The sequence below is a fragment of the Candidatus Eisenbacteria bacterium genome, assembly GCA_016867715.1.
Taxonomy (GTDB): domain Bacteria; phylum Orphanbacterota; class Orphanbacteria; order Orphanbacterales; family Orphanbacteraceae; genus VGIW01.
The window spans coordinates 16,294-35,920 of sequence record VGIW01000027.1 but is presented as its reverse complement, the minus strand read 5'-3'; the positions used below and the strand labels follow the sequence as shown (position 1 = coordinate 35,920).

Below are 19,627 nucleotides of genomic sequence, written 5' to 3'. Positions count from 1 at the left end.
CGCACGGAGCTGAAGGAGATCGACCCGCCCAAGGACGTCCAGGAGACGATGAACAAGGTCGTGAAGGCGGAGAATGAGAAGATCGCCGCGCTCGACTTCGCGAACGCCCGGGAGCGCGAGGCGGACGGAATGAAGCGGGCGGAGATCAAGAAGGCGGAAGGGGTCAAGCAAGCGAGAATCCTCGAGGCGGAAGGAGAGGCGGAAGCGATCCGTCTCGTGAACGAGGCGGCGAACAAGTACTTCATCGGAAACGCGCAGCTTCTCCGGCAGCTCGAGACGGTCGAGCGGGCGCTCCGCGAGAACGCGAAGATCGTGATTCCAGGCGACGCCGAGCTCGTCAACGTGATCGGAGAGATGGCCGGCGTGCTTCCGCTCCGGCGGCGGGGCGGAGAGGGATCGGGCGGGGACGAGCCGAGCCGCGGCTACCGGCGCGGGACCGAGTAGACGGAAGATCCGGTACCTGATAACCTAGGCCCCGGGAGAGGAGGTCCGGGACATGAAGAGTCAGCGGAATTGGACGGCGTCTTTTCTCGTCGCGAGCCTCCTGGCGGCACCGCTCGTCCTTGCGCGAACGAACGCCGCAATCGAGCTCGACCTCGACGGGGTTCTCGGGAACGGACCGGACACGATCGAAGCTTTCATCGGAGAGGACGTAAGGCTCGACCTCTGGTGGGTAGGCGATCTCCCTTCCCCGAGGATCATGGTCGCCGCATCGACCGTGTGTTCTCCGGGGGATGCATTGGTTTACGTGGCAACCGAGTACCACCTGCCCGCCTACTGGGAGAGCTATCCTCCCGACTTCCCCTCGCCGGGTTGTGTCAGCCTGGCGACCTACACGATCAATTGGTTCGGCTGCATCGAATGGCCGTTTTGCCACGCGACGATCACTTTTCGCGCCGCGGCGGAGGGATCGATCGCCGAGCTCGCTTCCGATGTCGCCGGCTCGGTGTTGATGACCTGCACCAGTTGGACCTACTACTACGCCGCGTGGCCCTCGAAGGCCTACGTGCGTATCGGTTCCACCGAAACCGAATCCTCCTCCTGGGGATCGCTGAAACGCCTGTTCAAGTAGATAGCCTGCGAGTTGTGACAGACACCTCTTTTCACTGGGTGAACGGTGTCTGTCAGTACATGCCCAAGCGACGGGGTGGCGAGGAAGCTCCTTCGCGCATGCGGCGCGAAGGAGAGACCCGCGCGTCCGCCCACGCCACCTCGGCAGGCGAGGGGCAGAAATCAGTTGTGTTGACTGACGGCTCTTCACCTGCTACCCTCTCTCCCGACAAAAAGGTTTCCCCGGGTCCGCGGGGCGGAATGAAGAAGGGAAAACGGTGCGAAGCCGTTGCGGGCCCGCCGCTGTAACCGGCGACGAAACCCACACGATGCCACTGCGGCCGGGAGCCGCGGGAAGGCGTGGGCGGTAGGAAGACCCGGAAGCCAGAAGACCTCCCCGGGGAAAACGAACCGGGCCTCTCGCGCGAGAGAGCCCGGCACTCGAACCGTCGGCTCGAGGATTGGCCGCGACGGGCGGGAGCTCTCCCCGAAGCGGCGGCCGCTTCGGTTTCTGTTTCCCCCGCGCCCTCCTCGCGCCGGCGACCGCATGGTGGAAGCGCGATGCGCGTTTGCACGCGGCGCTCGGCGGCGTGGGTCCCGTCGTTCGTCCTCTTCGCAATGATTTTTGTGTCAACCTTCTCGTCGGCCGACGAGGGGGGACCCCTCTACGGGCCCGCGGACACGATTCGGGTCGAAGCGGAAGCCCCCGACAAGCCGGTCGATCTCGACCGTCTCCCCTTCTTCGCGAGCGTGAAGGATCTCGCGGGATCGTCCGGCCGGCTTCTTACGATCGCGGACATCCTCGAGGAATCCGCCGGTGTGCGGGTTCGGCGCTTCGGCGGGCTCGGCGCCTTCGCAACCGCATCGATTCGCGGGAGCGCTCCCGGACAGGTCGAGATCTACCTCGACGGCATTCCGCTGAACTCCGCGGAATGGGGAGCGGTGAATCTCGCCGAGCTTCCCGTCGACAACCTCGTTCGCGCGGAGATCTTCCGGAGCGGCGCCCCCGTCGCGCTCGGCGCCTCGGGCATCGGCGGGGCGGTTAACCTCGTCACGCATCCCGCGCGGGACGGACACACCTCGTTCGCGCTCACGGCAGGAAGCTACGACACGTGGAAAACCTACGCGCTCCGCTCGGGGACCGCGGGAGGCGGCGCATACCTCCTCTCCTACAGGCACCTTCAGACGAGGGGCGACTTCGAGTTTCTCTACGACCGGGGGACGCGCACGCACAACGTGGCGGACGACACGGTTCTCACGCGGACGAATAACGCATTCCGCGAGCACACCCTCCTCGGCAAGCTCCGCCTTCCTCCGCTCGCCGGATGGACGATCGAGCTGGTCGATGATTGGTACCTCAAGGAAAGCGGTCTTCCCGGCCACGGCAACTTGATCTACGAAGAGGCGTCGTTCGACAACCGAAGACATCGAACGAGCCTTGCGGCCGCCTCTCCCGGACTCCTCAGGAAGCGGGTTCGGGCCGATCTCGGCGCCTATCGTCTCGACCGCCGGGACCGGTACTACAATCCGGGCAAGGAACCGACGCTCCACTTAAGCGATCTCATCCATCGGTCCGAGGCGGATGGCGGACATGTTCTCGTCACCGCCCACCTCCTTCGCGCGCGCCAAACCCTACGAGCGCGGGCGGACTTGAGGCGCGAGTCGTTCGAGCCGGAAGACGGAAACCCGGCGGTCGGCAAGGGGTTTCCGAGGGAGAGGCGCGTTTCGTCCCTCTCTCTCGAGGACGAGTGCCTTCTTTTTCGCGAGCGCCTTTCGCTCTACGGCGCGCTCCGCTGGACCGAATCGAAGGACAACTTCCACGGCGTCCTCCCCTACGGGCCTCCGCCGGAACCTCTCCAAACGGCACATTCGAGCGGTTTCCGAGCCGCAACCCTCGGGGCGCACGCCGATCTCGCTCCTTTCCTCTCTCTCCGAGCGAGCCGCGCGCGCGCCGGACGGCTTCCCACTCTCTTCGAGCTCTTCGGGACGAACGGCGACGTCCGCCCGAGTCCCTTCCTCGTTCCCGAGGAAGGCACGACATGGGACGGCGGCTTTCGGCTTCGCGCGCCGGAGGATGGGCCGATCGACGGCTTTCTTGACATCAGTGTATTTCGCTCCAAAAGAGATTCTCTCATCGTCTTCATCCAGAACTCGCAGCGGAACTTCAAGGCGGTGAACCTGGAGGAAGCCGATGCCGAGGGGGTCGAGATCGAGTGGAAGATCGAGGGGGGGGCGCTCCGCGCGGACGGCTCGTTCACTTCGCAAGACGTCCGCCAACGCGGGTCCGTTCCTCACTGGAAGAGCAAATGGGTTCCGTATGTTTCGGCGCGCGAGTTCTTCTCGCGGCTTTCGCTCCGCCTCGGGCGGATCGAGCTAAGGCATGAGTACAACCGGCTTGACCCGTATTTCCGGGACCGCGCGAACACCGAAGAGGATCGGGCGGCCGCGAGGAATATCCACAACGTAGGAGCGCGGATCCGATTCCGTGGGGACCGGTTCCTCTTCGATCTGGACGTGCAGAACATCGGCGACGAGAAGAGCGCGGATTCCTTCGGATACCCGATGCCGGGAAGAACCGTTTACTTGACCGCGGCCGTTGAAGCGGGCGGCGGACGCCGCGCCCGAAAGGAGTGACCATGAGGCGAACGATCCCTCTCGCGGCGGCGCTCGCCGCTCTTCTCGTCTTTCCGGCGGCCTCCGTCGCGGCGGAGTTTCTCTTCGCGGTGACGACCGACTACGAGACAAGCGGACAGTGCGCCACGATCGGCCTCGAGAACCCTTGGCCGGTTCAAACGAATCTCGAGCCGGTCAGCTCCGATCCGATCGTCCGCGTCTGGCGGAACCGGATCTATGTCGTGAACCGTCTCTATGCGGACAACATCCAGGTGATCGATCCCGAATCGGGATTCGGAACGATCCTCGAGTTCTCCGTCGGCGCGGGGAGCAACCCGCAGGACATCGCCTTCGTAAGCGAGACGAAGGCGTACGTAAGCCGCTACGAATCGACCCGGCTCTACGAGGTGAACCCATCGACCGGCGCGATCGTCGATTCAATCGATCTGTCCGTGTTCGCCGACGCGGACGGGCTTCCGGAGATGAGCCGGATGGTCCTCTTCGGGAAACGCCTTTTCATTCAGATCCAAAGGATCGATCGCTCGACCTGGACCCCGCTCTTTCCCGCCTACCTCGCCGTCGTGAACACGGAGACGAACACCCTCGTCGACGCGAACCCGTCCGTTCCCGGTACGCAGGGGATCGCTCTCCTCGCGTCGAACCCGAACGGGCCGATGCTCCTCGACGAGGGCGCGGGAAAGATCTACCTCGGCGAGACCGGGGCCTATTTCGCCCTCGACGGCGGAATCGAGAGGATCGACGCGGCCACGCTCGCGTCGGAGGGATGGGTCGTCACCGAGAACGCTCTCGGCGGCGATCTCGGTGTGTTCACCCTCTCGGGCGACAAGGGCTACGCCGCCGTTTCGAGCGATTGGTTCTACACGACGAATCTCGTCTCCTTCCGCACATCCGACGGAGCCCTCAACGGAACGCACTACACCACGGACGGCTTCGTTCCGGACATCGAGTGGGACACGGCGACCGCGCAGGTCTTTCTCGCCGATCGCAAGATCACGCAGCCGGGGGTTCATCTCTTCGACGCGGCGACGGGCACGCGGCTCACGATGGCTCCGCGGAACACCGGCCTTCCGCCCGCCGATCTCGCGGTCTATCGAACCGTCATCGCGGCGATCGACACGAGCACGGGGAGCGAGGCGGCCCGCTCGGGGCGAGCCGCATGGGCGGAGCCGAACCCCTTCAACCCCTTCCGCGAGCCTACCGCTCTCTCCTTCGCGGCGCTCGGCGCGGACGGGGGCGCGCTCGAAGCGAGCATCTTCGATCTTCGCGGGCGCCTCGTGCGCGTGCTTCACGATGCGGAGAGAGGCCCGACCGGAATCGCGCGATTCCATTGGGACGGGAAGGACGACGCGGGGCGCGAGATGCCGTCCGGAGTCTACTTCTATCGTGCGACAGAAGGAGAGGGAAGAGGACGAGTTCTTCTTGTGCGATGATGCGAAGGAGCGCTCTCGCCGCCGTCGGGGTCCGTTCCACATCCGGAAGGAAGAAGGAGGGCGATTGAGACAAGAAGGATTGGGCGGCGGCGCGTCATTTCGGCGCCCTCCGCCCGAAGGCCGCGCTCAGCGCTCCGGATCCCATGGTTCCTCCTCGACGCCGGCCCGCCGGTTCGCCGCCCGCGCGGCGACGAAGAGATAGTCGGAGAGGCGGTTCAAGTAGACGATGATCCCCGCGGGCACGCTTTCGCCGCGTTCCACAAGATCGACGACCGATCGCTCGGCTCGCCTGCAAACCGTTCGCGCGAGATGCAAGTGCGCTCCGGCCGCCGTCCCGCCCGGAAGAATGAACCGTTTCAATTCAGGAAGCTGTTCTTCGAGAAGGTCGATTGCGCGCTCGAGGGCAGCGGTCTCTTCCGCGCCGGGCGGAACGACCTTCGTCTTCCCGGCCGGATCGGCGAGCGCTCCTCCGACTCGAAACAGTTGATGTTGAATCGATCGAAGAGTGCGCGCGATGTCCCAGCCCGGGTCGAGACCGGAGAGGGCGACCCCGACGGCGGAGCCGAGCTCGTCGACTTCTCCGTATGCGCGGACCCGCGGGTGGTTCTTCGGAACCCTCTCGCCTCCGAAGAGCGAGGTTTCCCCCTCGTCGCCGCCCCGTGTGTAGATCCTCGCCATAGCGTTCTCAAGATAGCCCGAACCCGCCTCACGGTAAAGCAGAACGCGCGGTCGGCCTTCCGATAGAACCGCGCCCGATTCGACCTTCGCGGCGGAGACGTCGCGGGCCCCGCAAGGCGAGTCGCGGGGCCCGGCGCGAGGCGGGCCGACGCGGAAGCGGGCCCCCTCTCGGTCGGTATTGTCTATCGGTACCGGATACCCGAGCGAACCCGGCACCTAGCCTAACTGCAACCCGAAGTCGAGCCGCAGTTGGTGCATCGATAGCAGGATCCGCTCCGAACCATGAGCGATCCGCATTCGTAGCACGCCGGAGCGTCCGACTGCGCCTGAAATACCCACTTCTCGCGCGCCTCGATGCTCTGCGGGCTTTCCAGCGGGATCGGAACGATCCCAGCGCTTCGCTCCCCCGGTGCTCCTCCGGCGCCGAAGAGCTCGGTCTGGCGAGAGGCCGCGTCCTGCCCCTCCTTACCCTCCCGCTCGCTCAAGAACCGAAGAGAGAGCCAGCGGAAGATGTAGTCGAGGACCGACTTCGCGATCGGGATCTCCTTGCTGTTCGTGAATCCTGAAGGCTCGAACCTCATATGGCTAAACTTGTTGCAGAGCACCTCCAGGGGCACTCCGTATTGCAGCGCCATCGACACGCACGTCGCGAACGCGTCCATGAGCCCCGAGACGACCGACCCCTGCTTCGACATCGTGAGGAAGATCTCTCCGGGCATTCCGTCTTCGTAAAGACCGACGGTGAGGTATCCCTCGTGTCCTCCAATGCTCAGCTTGTGCGTGATCGAACGCCGCTCGTCCGGAAGCCGCCTGCGGACTGCTGACCCGACCTTCTCCGGCGCTGCAGTCACCCGCGCCGTCGTGAGGGGCTGCGTTCGCTTCGAGCCGTCGCGATAGATCGCGATCGCTTTGATGCCGGTCTTCCAAGCCTCGATGTAGACGCTCGCGATCTCCTCGGGGGTCGCCTCGGTCGGCATGTTCACCGTCTTCGAGATCGCCCCGGAGAGAAACGGCTGCACGGCGGCTATCATGCGCACATGGCCCATGTAGGAAATCGAGCGCACTCCGTCCATGGGCTTGAACGCGCAATCGAAGACGGGGAGGCTCTTCTCCTTCAGCCCGGGAGCCGCCTCGATCGTGTCGTTCTTGTCGATGTAGTCGAGGATCTCCGCGACGCAGGCACCGTCGTAGCCGAGAACCTTGAGGGCGAGAGGGACCGTCCGGTTCACGATCTTCATCATTCCGCCGCCGACGAGCTTCTTGTACTTGACGAGCGCGATATCCGGCTCGATGCCGGTCGTGTCGCAGTCCATCATGAACGCGATCGTTCCGGTGGGCGCGAGAACCGTCACTTGCGCGTTGCGGAAGCCGCGCTTCTTCCCCTCCGCGAGCGCCTGTTGCCAGACCTGCTCCGACGATTCCCAGAGGGAGCTCGGCAGCGTGTCGGCCGGGATCTCCTTGGCCGCATCGAGGTGCTTTCGAATGACGCGGAGCATCGGCTCGCGGTTCTTCTCGAAACCCTCGAAAGGTCCCAGCTTCGCGGCGAGACGCGCGGACTGGAGATACGCGCGCCCGCCCAGCAGCGAGGTGACCGCCGCCGCGTAGGCTCTCCCCTCGTCGGAATCGTAAGGGAGCCCGCTCGACATCAGAAGCGCGCCGAGGTTCGCGTAGCCGAGGCCGAGGGGCCGGAACACGTGTGAGTTCTCCTCGATCGCCTTCGTCGGATAGCTCGCGTTGTCGACGATGATCTCCTGCGCGGTGATCATGATGTCGACCGAATGGAAGAAACGTTCGACGTCGAAGGAACCGTCGTCGCGCCGGTAGCGCATGAGGTTCAAGGACGCCAGGTTGCACGCCGAGTCGTCGAGGAACATGTACTCGGAGCACGGGTTCGACGCGTGGATCCGCCCGCTGCTCGGACAGGTGTGCCAATCGTTGATCGTCGTGTCGAACTGCATGCCCGGATCGCCGCAGACGTGCGCCGCCTCGGCGATCCAGTTCATCAAGTCGCGCGCCTTGAACGTCTCCACGACCTTGCCGCTCGCCACCGCGCGGGTCTTCCACTCCCGGTTCTCGACCACGGCGTTCATGAAGTCGTCCGTCGCGCGGACGCTGTTGTTCGAGTTCTGGAAGTAGACCGAGGAATACGCGTCGCCGTCGAGCGAGCCGTCGTAGCCCGCGTCGATGAGCGTCCACGCCTTCTTCTCCTCTTCCGCCTTGCACCGGATGAACTCGACGATGTCCGGGTGATCCAGGTTGAGGATCACCATCTTCGCGGCGCGGCGCGTCTTCCCTCCCGACTTGATCACGCCCGCGAAGGCGTCGTACCCCTTCATGAACGAGACGGGACCCGAGCAGCTTCCGCCGCTCGAAAGGCATTCGCGAGAGGAGCGGATCGGAGAAAGGTTGGTGCCTGTGCCCGAGCCCCACTTGAAGAGCATCCCTTCGGTCTTCGCAAGCTGGAGAATCGACTCCATCCGGTCTTCCACGGAGTTGATGAAGCACGCGGAGCACTGCGGTTTCTTCTCGATGCCCACGTTGAACCAAACCGGGCTGTTGAAGGCGGCGTTCTGGTGCAGGAGCAGATAGATCAGCTCGTGGTGGAAGACGTCGCGATCCTCTTCCGTCAGGAAGTAACCGCCCGCCCACCCCCAGTCGGTGATCGTCTGGGCAACCCGACCGACCAGCTGCCGGAGGCTCTTCTCGCCGTGCGGGGCCGGCTTGTTCTTGTGAAAGTACTTCGATACGGTCACGTTGGTCGCGAGCTGCGACCAAAAAGTCGGGAACTCGAGGTCCTTCTTCTCGAAGACGACCTCACCCTTTTCGTTCGTGATCGACGCCGTGCGGGACTCCCACTCCACCTCGTCGAACGGATGCACACCGGGGGTTGTGTACATCCTCCGGAAGGCCAGTCCCTCCTGGCGATCCGGGAAGTTGAACGCCGCCTCGCCCATGATTCCCCTCGCTGCGACCCCGCTCGCTCCCATCAACCCTTGCCTCCAACCGCCGCTTCGCCGTCCGAGAATGGGGGCACGATCCCCGATGCGGGAGGCACGCCTCCCGGGCGAAACAGGCGGGCATCGGCTGCCCTGGAACCGACACGCCCATACGGAACATCGTGCCGGCCTACTATACAAATGTCAAGCGAAAGAGAGGATGCTTCTCCGGATCGAGGAAGGGTTCAGAGGAAAGAACTCCCGCACCCCGAGCACGTTCGGAGCTCACAAGAAGCTACTTCACAAGAGGATAACCCAGCAAGCTCCGAAGCGGAGTCACGATCGAACCCGAATCCGCTTCAACATATAGCGATCCGGAGACACCCGAGTCACAATATCTGCGACACGTCGCACTATAGGAGCGCCCCGAAAACCTGTCAAACAAAAACATCGGTGCGCGAAAGAAAACTCTATCGCGTTTTTAAGCAACGAGTTGTGGGGCTACCTCGCGGACCGCCCGCCGGAGCCCCCTCGGACCCACACGGGCCCCCGGGAGGAGTTCCTCAGCATGTTTCGCTATGAAAATCAACGGGTTGTACCTCCTATTCCCCACGCGCGCGCCTGTCGGGGAGGACGAACGGAGCAGAACCCGCGGTTCGACGCCCGGAAACCGCCGAAAAATCAGGGAGATCCGACGCTCGTCCGCCCGGGTCGGCCGCGGGATTCCCGGGATCGCCCAAAGGCCGTCTTCTTTCTCCCCGGCCGCACACCAAAGGGAAACGCCCTCCCTTTTCGGAGAGGGCGCTTCGCGATGCATGAGGAGACCTACCTAGTCGATCGTGCCCGGGATCGTGATCGACGCGTTTCCGTTCAGGCTCGTCACCTGAATCGTCACGAACACGGCCAGCGGGGGATCGGGATCCCCCGGCAGCGCGTCGGCGAGATAGAACGAGAAGGATGTGTACCCGCCGATCACGTCCGGCAACTCGAACTGGATGTCTCCCGCGAGCGTTCCGGAAGTCGTCGTCACCTCGACGCTCGTGTGATGCGTGAGCGGGTTGCCGTAGACGTCGTGCAGTTGATACGTGAAATACTGCGAGCCGCCGTCCGCGATCGAGAAGGTCGTCGGGGCGACGACGATCGGCGCGGTCGAGCCGCTCATCCGGAAGGAAGTCTGCGCGGTGATCGGGTTGCCGAGAGAGTCCGCCGTCTGCGCCGTCACCGTAACCAGGCCGTCGCCGGGGCGCGGGTTCTTGGAGACGAACGTCGCCTTCGCGCGCCCGTACGCGTCGGTCGTGTCGGAACCGGTGACGCCGCCGTAGTTCGTCGAGAAGTAGACGACCGTCCCCTCGGGTACCGGGTTCGAGAAGCGGTCGTAGACGAGCGCGAGGATAGGGTTCTCCCAGTTGTCGTAGATCATCCCTGGGATGTTCAGCGTGTCCGCCGCTACGTCCAGATGCGTCGGATGCGGGAGGAACCCGTGGATCGCGATCGGGATCACCTGCGACTCGACGGCCGGGCTGACCGAAGAGATGCGGGCAACGGTCTCCGTGACGCCGGGCCGCGTCCCGCTGACGAGCGTCGCGCGCACGCGTCCCATCGCGTCGGTCGTATCGGCGGTCGGATGGAGATACTCCCCGCCTCCCGTCGCCGCCTTCAGCTCGAAGACGACGCGCGTCGGGCTGTCCGGACCGATCGGAATCCCGTTCTTGTCGTAGACGCGGAAGATCATCGTGGCCGCTTCCGGAGCGCCGGTTCCCTGAACACGGATCGCGTCGCGGGAGAGCGAGTCGAGGAGGATCGCCGAGGGCGCATCCGAAAGAAGCGAGAGCCTAAGTTGCGCCGAAGCGCCGCCGGCCGAGGCGTCGATCCGCGCCTCGCCCGCGCCGAACGCCGCGGTGTAGAAGACGCGCGCGTTTCCCGTGCTGTCGGTCGTCGCGCGCGGCTCGATCGCGCCGCGCGTCGCGGCGAAGCTCACCTCGATCCCCGCGCCCGCGCGGTTTTCGTGCGCGTCGAAGACGGCGGCCGCGATCGCGGACCTCTCCACGCCGTTCGCGAGAAGCGCGCTCGGGTTCGCCGAGAGATCGATGCGCGAGGGCGCGCCGGGAACGTAGCGAACCGCGATCGTGTCGGCCGCGCCGCCCGCCTCTGCGCGGATCGTCGCGACCCCGCTTCGCGTCCCGCTCATGAGGACCATCGTCGCTGCGCCCCCCGCCGTCGCCGCGAGCCCGCTCACGGTTCCGCCCCCCGAGAGCATCTCGAAGCGGACCGGCGTTCCGTCGGGGACCGCGATCCCGGTCGAGTCGAACACGGCCGCGCGGAGCAAGGCCGTGCTCACGCCGTCCGCGACGATCAAGGACGGTCCTGCGGTGAGGACGAGGCTCGCGGGCCGGAAGCTCGTCGCGAAGCGGACCTCGACCGACTCGACGAGCGCCCCCGCGAAGCGCGCCTTCACCGTCGCGACGGCCGATTCGGATTCGCTCGTCAGCGTCGCGACCGCCCTCCCGTCCGTTCCGGTCGTGACCGGCGAGGAGACCGCACCGCGGTCGGTCTCGAACTCGATCGAAAGCCCCGCGAGCGGTGTCGATTGTTCGGAGAGAAGAGTCGCCGCGATTTGGCTCGCGCTCTCTCCGTCCGCGTTCACGATCGAAGGGTCCGCCACGAGGCGCATCGTGATCGGCGCGAACTGGACCTCCGTATCCGCGGCGAGAGATGTTCCGACATAAACTTTGACACCGGCCGTGTCGGGGGAGGTTCCGCTCGTCAGGCGGGCGACCGCGATCCCCTCTCCGTCGGTCGTCTTCTCTCCCTCGATCGAACCCGCGCTCGCGGCGAAGCGGAGCACCGACCCCACGACCGGAACGCCGCGAGTCGTTTCCGTGAGAACCGCGACAAGCGAGGCGGCGCTTACCCCGTCCGCGGGAATCCTCGCGGGAGACGCGCCGAGCGAGACGCTGACCCCGAGGAATGCCTGATCCGCGCACGCGGATCGCGCGGCGGCCGCGAGGGCCTCCACCGAGACTCCGCTCTTTCCCGGCGAGTCGAACGCGTCCCCCTCGGTCCCGATCCGAACGATTCTTGCCGCGTCAAACAGTTCTTGCGGCGCGAGCGGCCCGGTCTTCCCCTTCGGGAGCGCGGTCGAGTCGGCTCGTTCGGAGATCGACGCGCAGACGCGCGAGACGAGATCCTGCTTCGAGTACACGCTTAGGAGCGTCGCGGACGCGCGGCCGTCCTGATCCGTGACCGCGGAGGGGGTGATCGCTCCGACCGAAGCGCTGAAGCGAACGGCGATCCCCTCGAGCGGAGCTCCCCACTCGCTGAAGATGTAGACATAGATCGGCTTCTCGTCCGATCCATCCGCGAGCAACGTGCCGGCCCCTCGATCCAGAACCGGATCGTCCGTCGGGAGAGTGCCCGGGCCGGTCGGTCCCTCGTCCTTCGCCTCGCAAGCAAGCAAGATCACGAGGGAGAGAACGAAGAGGCCCAGACTGAACCAGATACCGATCGTCCTCCGATCCGTTCGGGATCGAATGCCCATACCCACGGAAATCCTCCTTCTCCGCCCTGAGCGGAGCGCCCGGAGCGCGCGGCGCCGCGCCTCTCGGAACCCGGGACTCGAAGCGGGCCGCTCGTGAGCGAATCGCGGACGTCTTGGAAACCCCGCGCCGCCCCTTCCGCTTCTTCGCCCTATGAGGCGCCCCGGACGAACTCGATGCTCTTGATCTTGCGCCCGGGGATTCGGACCTCGCCGACCTGATCGCTCCCCGCGACCCCGCTGGTCTCGGGGACCATTTCGCATCGGAAGCGAAGACCGTCGTTCATCTCGATCACCACGCCGTGGAAAGCACTCGTGAACTCGGGACGGTCCTGGGTCACGCTCCGGATCTCCGACAGCGAGATACGGGTGCGGGCGCCCCCGTACACCACGAGCACGCTCGATCGATCGACGCGGAAGTCGGCGATCGCATCCCAGTTCGAAGATCGGAAGAACCCGAAGTTCGCCAGCGCGATCTCTTGGCCCTCCCACGTCGTGACGCGAACCCAATCCGCGCTTTCCGAAAGCGCCGATCCGGTGATGAGCGCGAGCAGAAGCAAGGCCGAAACGATCGTTCGGGCCATAATAACTCCTTGATAAATGAACCAATCCGGGCGCGGGGGATCTCCTCCCGCGCTTCCGCTACTTCTTGCTCGCCGCCTGCCGGCCCTTCCGCCTCGAGCGCACCACGAAGTACAGAATGCCGATGATGATCAGCGCCGGAATTAGAATGCTCCAAGAGATGTTCATTGTCTCGAACCTCCTCCCGAGAGCCCCCTATTGGGCCTCGGACAGCGCGCGGATCAGCTGGATCATTCCCGGACCCAAGATCACCAGAAGCAACGTCGGAAAGATGAAAAGGATCAGCGGAAAGACCAGCTTCACCGCAACCTTCCGGGCTCTTTCCTCGGCCCGGTGTCTTCTGCGGACCCTCAAGTTGTCCGCGTGAATCCGAAGCGATTTCGCGACGCTCGTTCCCAAGCGTTCGGTTTGGATGAGAATCGCGACGAGCGCCTTGATGTCCTCGATGCCCGTGCGGAGCGCGAGATTCTGGAGGGCGTCGCTGCGCGAGCTGCCGGCTAGCATCTCGCGGTTCACCATGCGAAGCTCTTTGCTGAGCGGCGGACAGACATGCTCGATCTCGGTTCCGACCCGGTGGATGGCCGCGTTGAGACCAAGCCCGGCCTCGACGCAGATCACCATGAGATCGAGCGCATCGGGGAGACCCAGAACGATTTCCTCCTGGCGTTTGCCGATGCGGATCCAGAGAATGAAATCGGGAAGAAGAAAGCCGGCGACCAGCGCGGCGGCCCCGATGAGAAGAACCTGCGGCGCGGCGCCCAAGTAGCGAAACCCAAGAACGACCGCGGTTGCTCCGACGACGACCGCTCCGAGAAACCGAAAGCCGACGAGGATCGGGAGGGTCTCCCGCCACGAATGGCCGGCGCGCACGAGTCGGAGGCGAACGTCTTCTCCGAGGAACGACTCGGGGAATACTCCGGACAAGACGCCGAGGAAGCGGCCGAAACCGCGCTTCTCCCCCTCGCGGATCAGGCTCGCCGGCTGGCGGCGCCCCGGGATCTCTCTTCGCGAGAGGCTTTCCAGGCGCTCGTCGAGAGCCGTCTTCGGCCGGCGCCCGAGAAGAAAGATCGCCACCACGACGAGGAACACCGCCGCGAAGACGAGAAGAACGCTCGCAAGAAGCACGGTCCGGCCCATCGCTACACCTTGATCCGCACGATCTTTCGGATCGTGAAGATACCGATCAGCATTAGAAAGAGACACGCGACGAGCATGTACTTGCCGATCGGATCGGAGACCAGAATCGCGAGATACCCCGGCGCGATGATCGAGAGGATGATCGTCATCACGAAGGGAAGGAGAACGAGCGCCGCTCCCGAGAGACGTCCCTGAGCCGACAGCACCCGCGCCTCCGAGAGGATTCGGAACCGGTCGCGGATGATCGACGTCGTGTTGTCGAGGATCTCGGCGAGGTTCCCTCCTGTTTCCCGCTGGAGGACGACGGCCGTGACGAAGAAGCGGACGTCCGGGATGTCCACGCGCCGGTTCATCCGGTGAAGCGACTCCCGGATGTCGAGACCGAGGTTATGCTCTTCCGTGACAACCCAAAACTCGCCGCCGACCGGATCGGGCATCTCGTGCGCCACGATTCGGAGCGCTCCCGAGAACGCCATCCCGGCGCGAAGCGCGTTCGCGATCAGCTCGAGCGCGTCGGGGAACTGTTCGGTGAACTTATGAAACCTCTTTCTTCTTCTCTGGGCGACGATGAGATACGGGAGGAGCCCGAGGATCACGAAGAGGACGGGGCCCACGAAGAAGAGACGGCTCAAGTGGGAGCCGAGAAGAAGGCCGCCGAACGCGAGCGTCAGCGTGAGCAGGATGAACGACCCGACGCTGAGAGAGACATTGGCCTGCGCGAGAAAGAGACTGATCGCCGATCCGAGCTTTCCGGCGGAGAGGAGCTTCTCGAGGGGAGGAATCTCGCTGTAGCGCCGGAGACGGATAAGATCGAGGTCGCCCGGTCCCGCGGCGGCCCCGCCGCCGATCTCCTTCACGCGCTCGCGGAGCTTCTTCACGCCGCGGCCGGACTCGACGAGAAGAAGCGCGCCGAGCGCGACGAGGAGAACCGAGACGAACACTAGAAGGATCACGCCGGATTGCATCATCCACCCGTTACAGCGAGCTGAAGATCCCCTGCGGAAGGTTCACTCCCGCGAGAACCAGCCGGTTCAAGAAGCTGGGCGAAACGCCGGTCGGCCGGAAACGCCCGAGCACCTCGCCGCTCTCGCTCACGCCGGTCCGCTCGAAGACGAAGATCTCCTGCGTGGACACGACCTCGCCTTCCATCCCGGTGACCTCGGAAAGGCTCACGATCTTCCTGGTTCCGTCGCTCAGACGGGAGACCTGGACGATCAGGTCGAGCGCAGAGGACATCATCTCGCGCATCCCCTTCTCGGGGAGCGAGTACCCGGTGAGAAGCATCAGGGTCTCGAGGCGAGCGAGCGCGTCCCTCGGCGAGTTCGCGTGGATCGTCGTGAGCGACCCCTCGTGTCCGGTGTTCATCGCCTGGAACATGTCCATCACTTCATCGCCGCGGACCTCGCCCACCACGATCCGGTCGGGGCGCATGCGGAGCGCGTTCCTAACCAGATCCCGCTGCGTGACCTCGCCCGAACCCTCGATGTTCGGAGGGCGCGTTTCGAGGCGCACCACGTGCGGCTGCTGGAGCTGGAGCTCCGCCGCGTCCTCGATCGTGACGATCCGCTCTTCGGGCGGGATGTAGCCCGAGAGAATGTTGAGAAGCGTCGTCTTTCCGGAGCCCGTTCCGCCGGAAATGAGCACGTTGAGCTTCGCCTTCACCGCCCCGCGGATGAGCTCCGCCATCTCCGCCGTGATGCTGTTCAGGCGGATCAGGTCGTTCATGAAGAGCTGGCGCACGCCGAAGCGGCGGATCGAGAGAACCGGCCCGTCGATCGCGAGCGGCGGAATGATCGCGTTCACGCGCGAGCCGTCGGGAAGACGGGCGTCCACCATCGGCGAGGATTCGTCGACGCGCCGGCCGACGCGCGAGACGATTCGGTCGATCACCTGCATGAGGTGCGAGTCGTCGCGGAAGCGCGCGTTCGTGAGCTCGAGCTTTCCGTAGCGCTCGATATACACCTGGCCGTGGCCGTTGACGAGAATGTCCGAGACCATCGGATCGTGGAGAAACTGTTCGATCGGGCCGAGGCCGAGAGTCTCGTTTCGGATCTCCTCGATCAGCCTTCGCCGGTCGAATTCGGTGAGTTGGACTCCCTGCTCCACGAGAAGCGCCTCGACGACGCGCGTCACCTGATCGCGGAGGTCGCCCGCCTCGAGCGATTCCCAAACGGAATAGTCGATCCGCTCGACGAGCTGCCGGTGCAGGTGCTCCTTGAGCTCGCGGAGCTCGTCGCGAGGCTCGTCCTTGCGCGGCGCGAAGAGCGGGCTCTTCGGGGGAGACTCCGCCGTTTCCCGCGCCGAAGGCTGCGCGGGGCCTTCCGAATCTTCTCGCCCCTTCTTCCCGATCTTCATCCTCTCTCGAAGACCCACGTCACTCCTCCCGGCTCTTGCCGAAGAGACGCCCAAGGACGCCGCTTCGGCTCTTCGCGCTCGTCACGACCTCCTCCGCGCTCTTCCCGGCGACCTTGCGGCAGAACTGAACGAGGCTCTTCGCGATCTCGCTCTCCTCCGCGCCGACGACGACCGGAGTGCCGGTGTTGATCCCGTTCATGATGCGAAGAAAGTCGTTCGGGAACTTCCAGAACGCCTCGAAACGAAGGCTCTCCTGGACGTCCTCGAGGCGGATGATCCCCCTCGGATCGTAGCGATTCATGACGATTCGAACGCGCGCTTCGCTGTACTGCAGATCCCGAAACACGTCGAGGCATTTCTTGAGGTTTCGAAGAGCGGGAAGGCTGAGCTCGGAGACGACGAAGATCTCGTCCGAGCAGTCGAGGATCTCGAGCGTCCGCTCGTCGAAACCCTTGGGCGTGTCCACGACGACGTAGCTGTACGCGGACCGGAAGAGCTCGATCGTCCTCGTCGCCTGGCTCGGCGTGATCGACTCGGCCTCGGCCGGCGTCTTCGGCTCGGCGAGCACCGAGATGCCCGAATCGTGCTTCGCGAGAAAGCCGTCGACCGAGTCGGGGGTCACCTTGTCGAGCTGCGTGACGAGATCGTAGACGGTGTAGTTCGGATTCAAGTTGAGGAAGCTCGCCACGTTCCCGAGCTGGAGATCGAAATCGACGAGCCCGACCGGCCCGAGCCCTTCTTTCGCGAGGCCCGCGGCGGTGTTCGTCGCGAGGGTCGTCGTCCCCACGCCCCCCTTGTTGCTGAAGAAGGTAATGAGCCGGCCCCTTCGCGCGCCCGCCCCCTCGTGGCGCGAGGGATCTCTCAGGATCTTCTCGATCGATTTGGTTAAGACATGAAGCTCGACCGGCCTGAGGAGAAACTCCTTCGCCCCCGCGCCCATCGCCTTCAGGATGAGATCCGGGTTCTTGTGAGGAGATGAAACGAAGACCGCCGTTCGCGGCATTTCCGCGTGAACGTCCGCGGCGAGGCGCATGCCGGCGTCGTCCATCCCGCCCACCTCGACGAGGACAAGATCCGGCCGGTTCTGGCGGATCAGCCGGTGGCCGGTCGCCGGATCCGCGGCGTCCCCGATGACATCGACCCCGGGAAGGACCGCAAGGTGCGAGAGGATCGCCCGTCTCGTCACTTCGTCGGAATCGACCACGATGACTCGAAGATTGCTCATAGGTGCTGCTCCGTCGTCTCCGTCTATTCCTCTCCCGCCCACGGAAGCTCGGGAATCTCGGTCGGCGCGAGCGGCTCCACGATCTTCGGCGAGACCAGGATGAACAGTTCGGTTTCGGTTCTCGAGCTCGTGCTGCTGCTGAAGAACGCGCCGAGGAGCGGAATGCTTCCGAGAAGCGGGATCTTCGAAACAAGCTCGGTTTCCGTCGCGGTGAGAAGACCGCCGATGACGAACGTCTCGTCGTTCCGTAGCTCCACCGTCGTCGAGGCTTTGCGGGTTCGGATCGCCGGGATGTTGAAGCCGGCGAGCGTGATCGCGTTCGCGTAGTCGAGGCTGCTCACCTCCGGCTCCACCTCGAGCCGAACGAGGCTCTCCCCCACGACCGTCGGCATGAAGCGAAGCCGGACACCGAACTCCTTCCACTCGATCGTGAAGAAGGCCGAACCGGCGGTCACCGTCTGCGACACAGGGATCGGGATCTCCCCGCCGACGAGGAAGCTCGCCCTCTCGCCGTTCAGACAGATGAGATCCGGCTTCGCGAGAAGCCGAAGACCGCCGTCCTCGTCGAGCGCGTGAACGATCGCGGAGATCTCCTCCTCCTTGCCGACGTATTGGATGAGGCCGCTCACCCCGACGCCGAGGCGGAGAGGATCGCTCGGCGATTGGACGTTCCCCGCGTAGCCGGCGATCGTCTTGTCCCCCTCGACCACGCGATCCGACCGATCCTTGATGAGCCAATCGATCCCGAGCTCGTTGAACGCGTCCCGGTTCGTCTCCACGACGCGCACGCGAAGCTGGATCTGCTCCTTCGTCCGGGCGCTCACGATCTTGAGCGTGTAGTCGTAGTGGGCCTGCCTTCTGTCCCACACGATGAGAGACGTGCTCCCCACGATCTTCCCGTGCAGGAGAAGCTGGCGCGGCGTGACCAGAAGGACGTCCGCCATCTCCGGGTCGGTGATCGAGACCGTCTCGACGTCGAAGTCGAACTCGAGGACCCGCGAGTGCCGCTCGAGGACCTCGATGATGCCGCCCGGCTTCGGCGTGTCCGCCCCGGGATGGCCGGCCCAGCCTGCGATCAGGAGAACCACGAACGCGGTCCGGATCATTGCATTTCTCATCGGTTCCTCTCCATGAGAGCTAACGACGCCTCGTGCTCGGCGTTCCGCGCCTGGCCTTCGCCGTGTCCGGCAACATCACCGGCTCCTCTTCCTTCGCCTCTCCGCCTCGAATGACCGTTCTCCCAGGAGGCGGGAGCGCCGGCTCCTGCGGCGATTCGACCTTCGGGGGAGCCCTGCGAACCGGAGCGGCTTCCGCCTTCTTCTCCGGTCCGCGGATGATGTCCTCCATCTTGACGGCGTAGGTCGTCAGCGTGTCCCGGTCGGCCGGGTTCCGGAGCGCGAGGAGGATCTTTCCTTGATGCTGCGCGAGCGCGAGCTTCTCCGCGTCCTGCGGCGTGGTGAGGAGCGTGATCTGCTGCGTGCTGATCGCCTTGTTCCCTTCGGTATCGGTCTTGGTCCCCGAGGCGATGACCTCGACGTCCTGCAAGACGATCTGCGTCACCGGATCGCTCGTCATCCCCGCCTTCGAGAGCGTGACGAGGACGTCCACGCGGTCCCCCGGAAGAACGAAGCCGCTCACGCCGGAGACCTCGTCCACCTTCACGCTGCTCGCGCGTAGCTTCTCCGGAATCCGGAGCGAAAGCCCGCCTCCCTTCGACGAGAGCTTCGCGGCGATGATCGGCTCGTTGGTCACGAGAAAAACCTTCGTGACCTGCCCGATGAGGCTGTCCGCCTCTCCGTACGCGCCGGACGGCAGGCTCCCCGTCGGATAGTCGACCACCCTGAGGTGGCGCGGCTCGAGCTTGATGCCGTACGAGAGATCCTCCGCCGCGACGACGACCGGCGCCGTGTCGAACGCCGGCACCTCGCGCGTCGTGCTGCTTTCGAGATAGTCGCGCACGAGATAGGCCGCTCCCCCCGCGAGAAGGAACGCCACGACGATCAGAACGATGCCTCCCTTTCTCATTCCACGTTTCCTCGGTTCTCTGGCTGACTCACTCCCTCGA

The 19,627-nt window shown here is 64.8% G+C and carries 13 protein-coding genes, 1 pseudogene and 1 riboswitch; of the genes and pseudogenes, 4 read left to right on the top strand and 10 right to left on the bottom strand.

Going from position 1 to position 19,627, the window contains the following annotated elements:
* The 4 genes and pseudogenes from FJY73_06880 (at position 1) to FJY73_06865 (ending at position 5,114) form a co-directional block, all read left to right on the top strand.
* Positions 1-375: pseudogene (locus FJY73_06880) on the top strand (SPFH/Band 7/PHB domain protein).
* Positions 376-496: 121 nt separating this feature from the next.
* A complete protein-coding gene (locus FJY73_06875) occupies positions 497-1,072 on the top strand; it encodes a hypothetical protein (GenBank protein ID MBM3320383.1) in 576 nt (191 codons plus the stop codon).
* A gap of 205 nt (positions 1,073-1,277) precedes the next feature.
* Positions 1,278-1,466: riboswitch (cobalamin riboswitch) on the top strand.
* Between the two features lie 145 nt (positions 1,467-1,611).
* Positions 1,612-3,684, top strand: a complete 2,073-nt coding sequence (locus FJY73_06870) for a TonB-dependent receptor (GenBank protein MBM3320382.1) — start codon at positions 1,612-1,614, stop codon at positions 3,682-3,684.
* Between the two features lie 2 nt (positions 3,685-3,686).
* Positions 3,687-5,114, top strand: a complete 1,428-nt coding sequence (locus FJY73_06865) for a hypothetical protein (GenBank protein ID MBM3320381.1) — start codon at positions 3,687-3,689, stop codon at positions 5,112-5,114.
* Positions 5,115-5,240: 126 nt separating this feature from the next.
* Here the strand turns inward: FJY73_06865 and FJY73_06860 are convergent, their stop codons facing one another.
* From FJY73_06860 to cpaB, 10 genes are all read right to left on the bottom strand, one after another.
* A complete protein-coding gene (locus FJY73_06860) occupies positions 5,241-5,792 on the bottom strand; it encodes a cob(I)yrinic acid a,c-diamide adenosyltransferase (protein MBM3320380.1) in 552 nt (183 codons plus the stop codon).
* A gap of 221 nt (positions 5,793-6,013) precedes the next feature.
* Positions 6,014-8,779, bottom strand: coding sequence for a vitamin B12-dependent ribonucleotide reductase (locus tag FJY73_06855; GenBank protein MBM3320379.1), 2,766 nt, complete (start codon positions 8,777-8,779; stop codon positions 6,014-6,016).
* A gap of 778 nt (positions 8,780-9,557) precedes the next feature.
* On the bottom strand, positions 9,558-12,266 hold the full coding sequence (locus tag FJY73_06850) for an Ig-like domain-containing protein (GenBank protein MBM3320378.1): 2,709 nt from the start codon (positions 12,264-12,266) through the stop codon (positions 9,558-9,560).
* A 149-nt stretch (positions 12,267-12,415) separates the two neighbouring features.
* Positions 12,416-12,847, bottom strand: a complete 432-nt coding sequence (locus FJY73_06845) for a hypothetical protein (GenBank protein ID MBM3320377.1) — start codon at positions 12,845-12,847, stop codon at positions 12,416-12,418.
* Between the two features lie 193 nt (positions 12,848-13,040).
* Positions 13,041-13,982 (bottom strand): type II secretion system F family protein, encoded by a 942-nt coding sequence (locus FJY73_06840; GenBank protein ID MBM3320376.1) that lies wholly within the window; start codon positions 13,980-13,982, stop codon positions 13,041-13,043.
* 2 nt (positions 13,983-13,984) lie between these two features.
* Complete coding sequence (locus tag FJY73_06835; GenBank protein ID MBM3320375.1) at positions 13,985-14,950, bottom strand: type II secretion system F family protein; 966 nt, start codon at positions 14,948-14,950, stop codon at positions 13,985-13,987.
* A 7-nt stretch (positions 14,951-14,957) separates the two neighbouring features.
* Positions 14,958-16,337: a CpaF family protein gene (locus FJY73_06830; protein ID MBM3320374.1), complete on the bottom strand. Its 1,380-nt coding sequence runs from the start codon at positions 16,335-16,337 to the stop codon at positions 14,958-14,960.
* Positions 16,338-16,356: 19 nt separating this feature from the next.
* Complete coding sequence (locus FJY73_06825; GenBank protein MBM3320373.1) at positions 16,357-17,562, bottom strand: AAA family ATPase; 1,206 nt, start codon at positions 17,560-17,562, stop codon at positions 16,357-16,359.
* Positions 17,563-17,585: 23 nt separating this feature from the next.
* Positions 17,586-18,680: a pilus assembly protein N-terminal domain-containing protein gene (locus tag FJY73_06820; GenBank protein MBM3320372.1), complete on the bottom strand. Its 1,095-nt coding sequence runs from the start codon at positions 18,678-18,680 to the stop codon at positions 17,586-17,588.
* 19 nt (positions 18,681-18,699) lie between these two features.
* On the bottom strand, positions 18,700-19,587 hold the full coding sequence (gene cpaB / locus FJY73_06815; protein MBM3320371.1) for a Flp pilus assembly protein CpaB: 888 nt from the start codon (positions 19,585-19,587) through the stop codon (positions 18,700-18,702).
* Positions 19,588-19,627 lie beyond the last annotated feature (40 nt).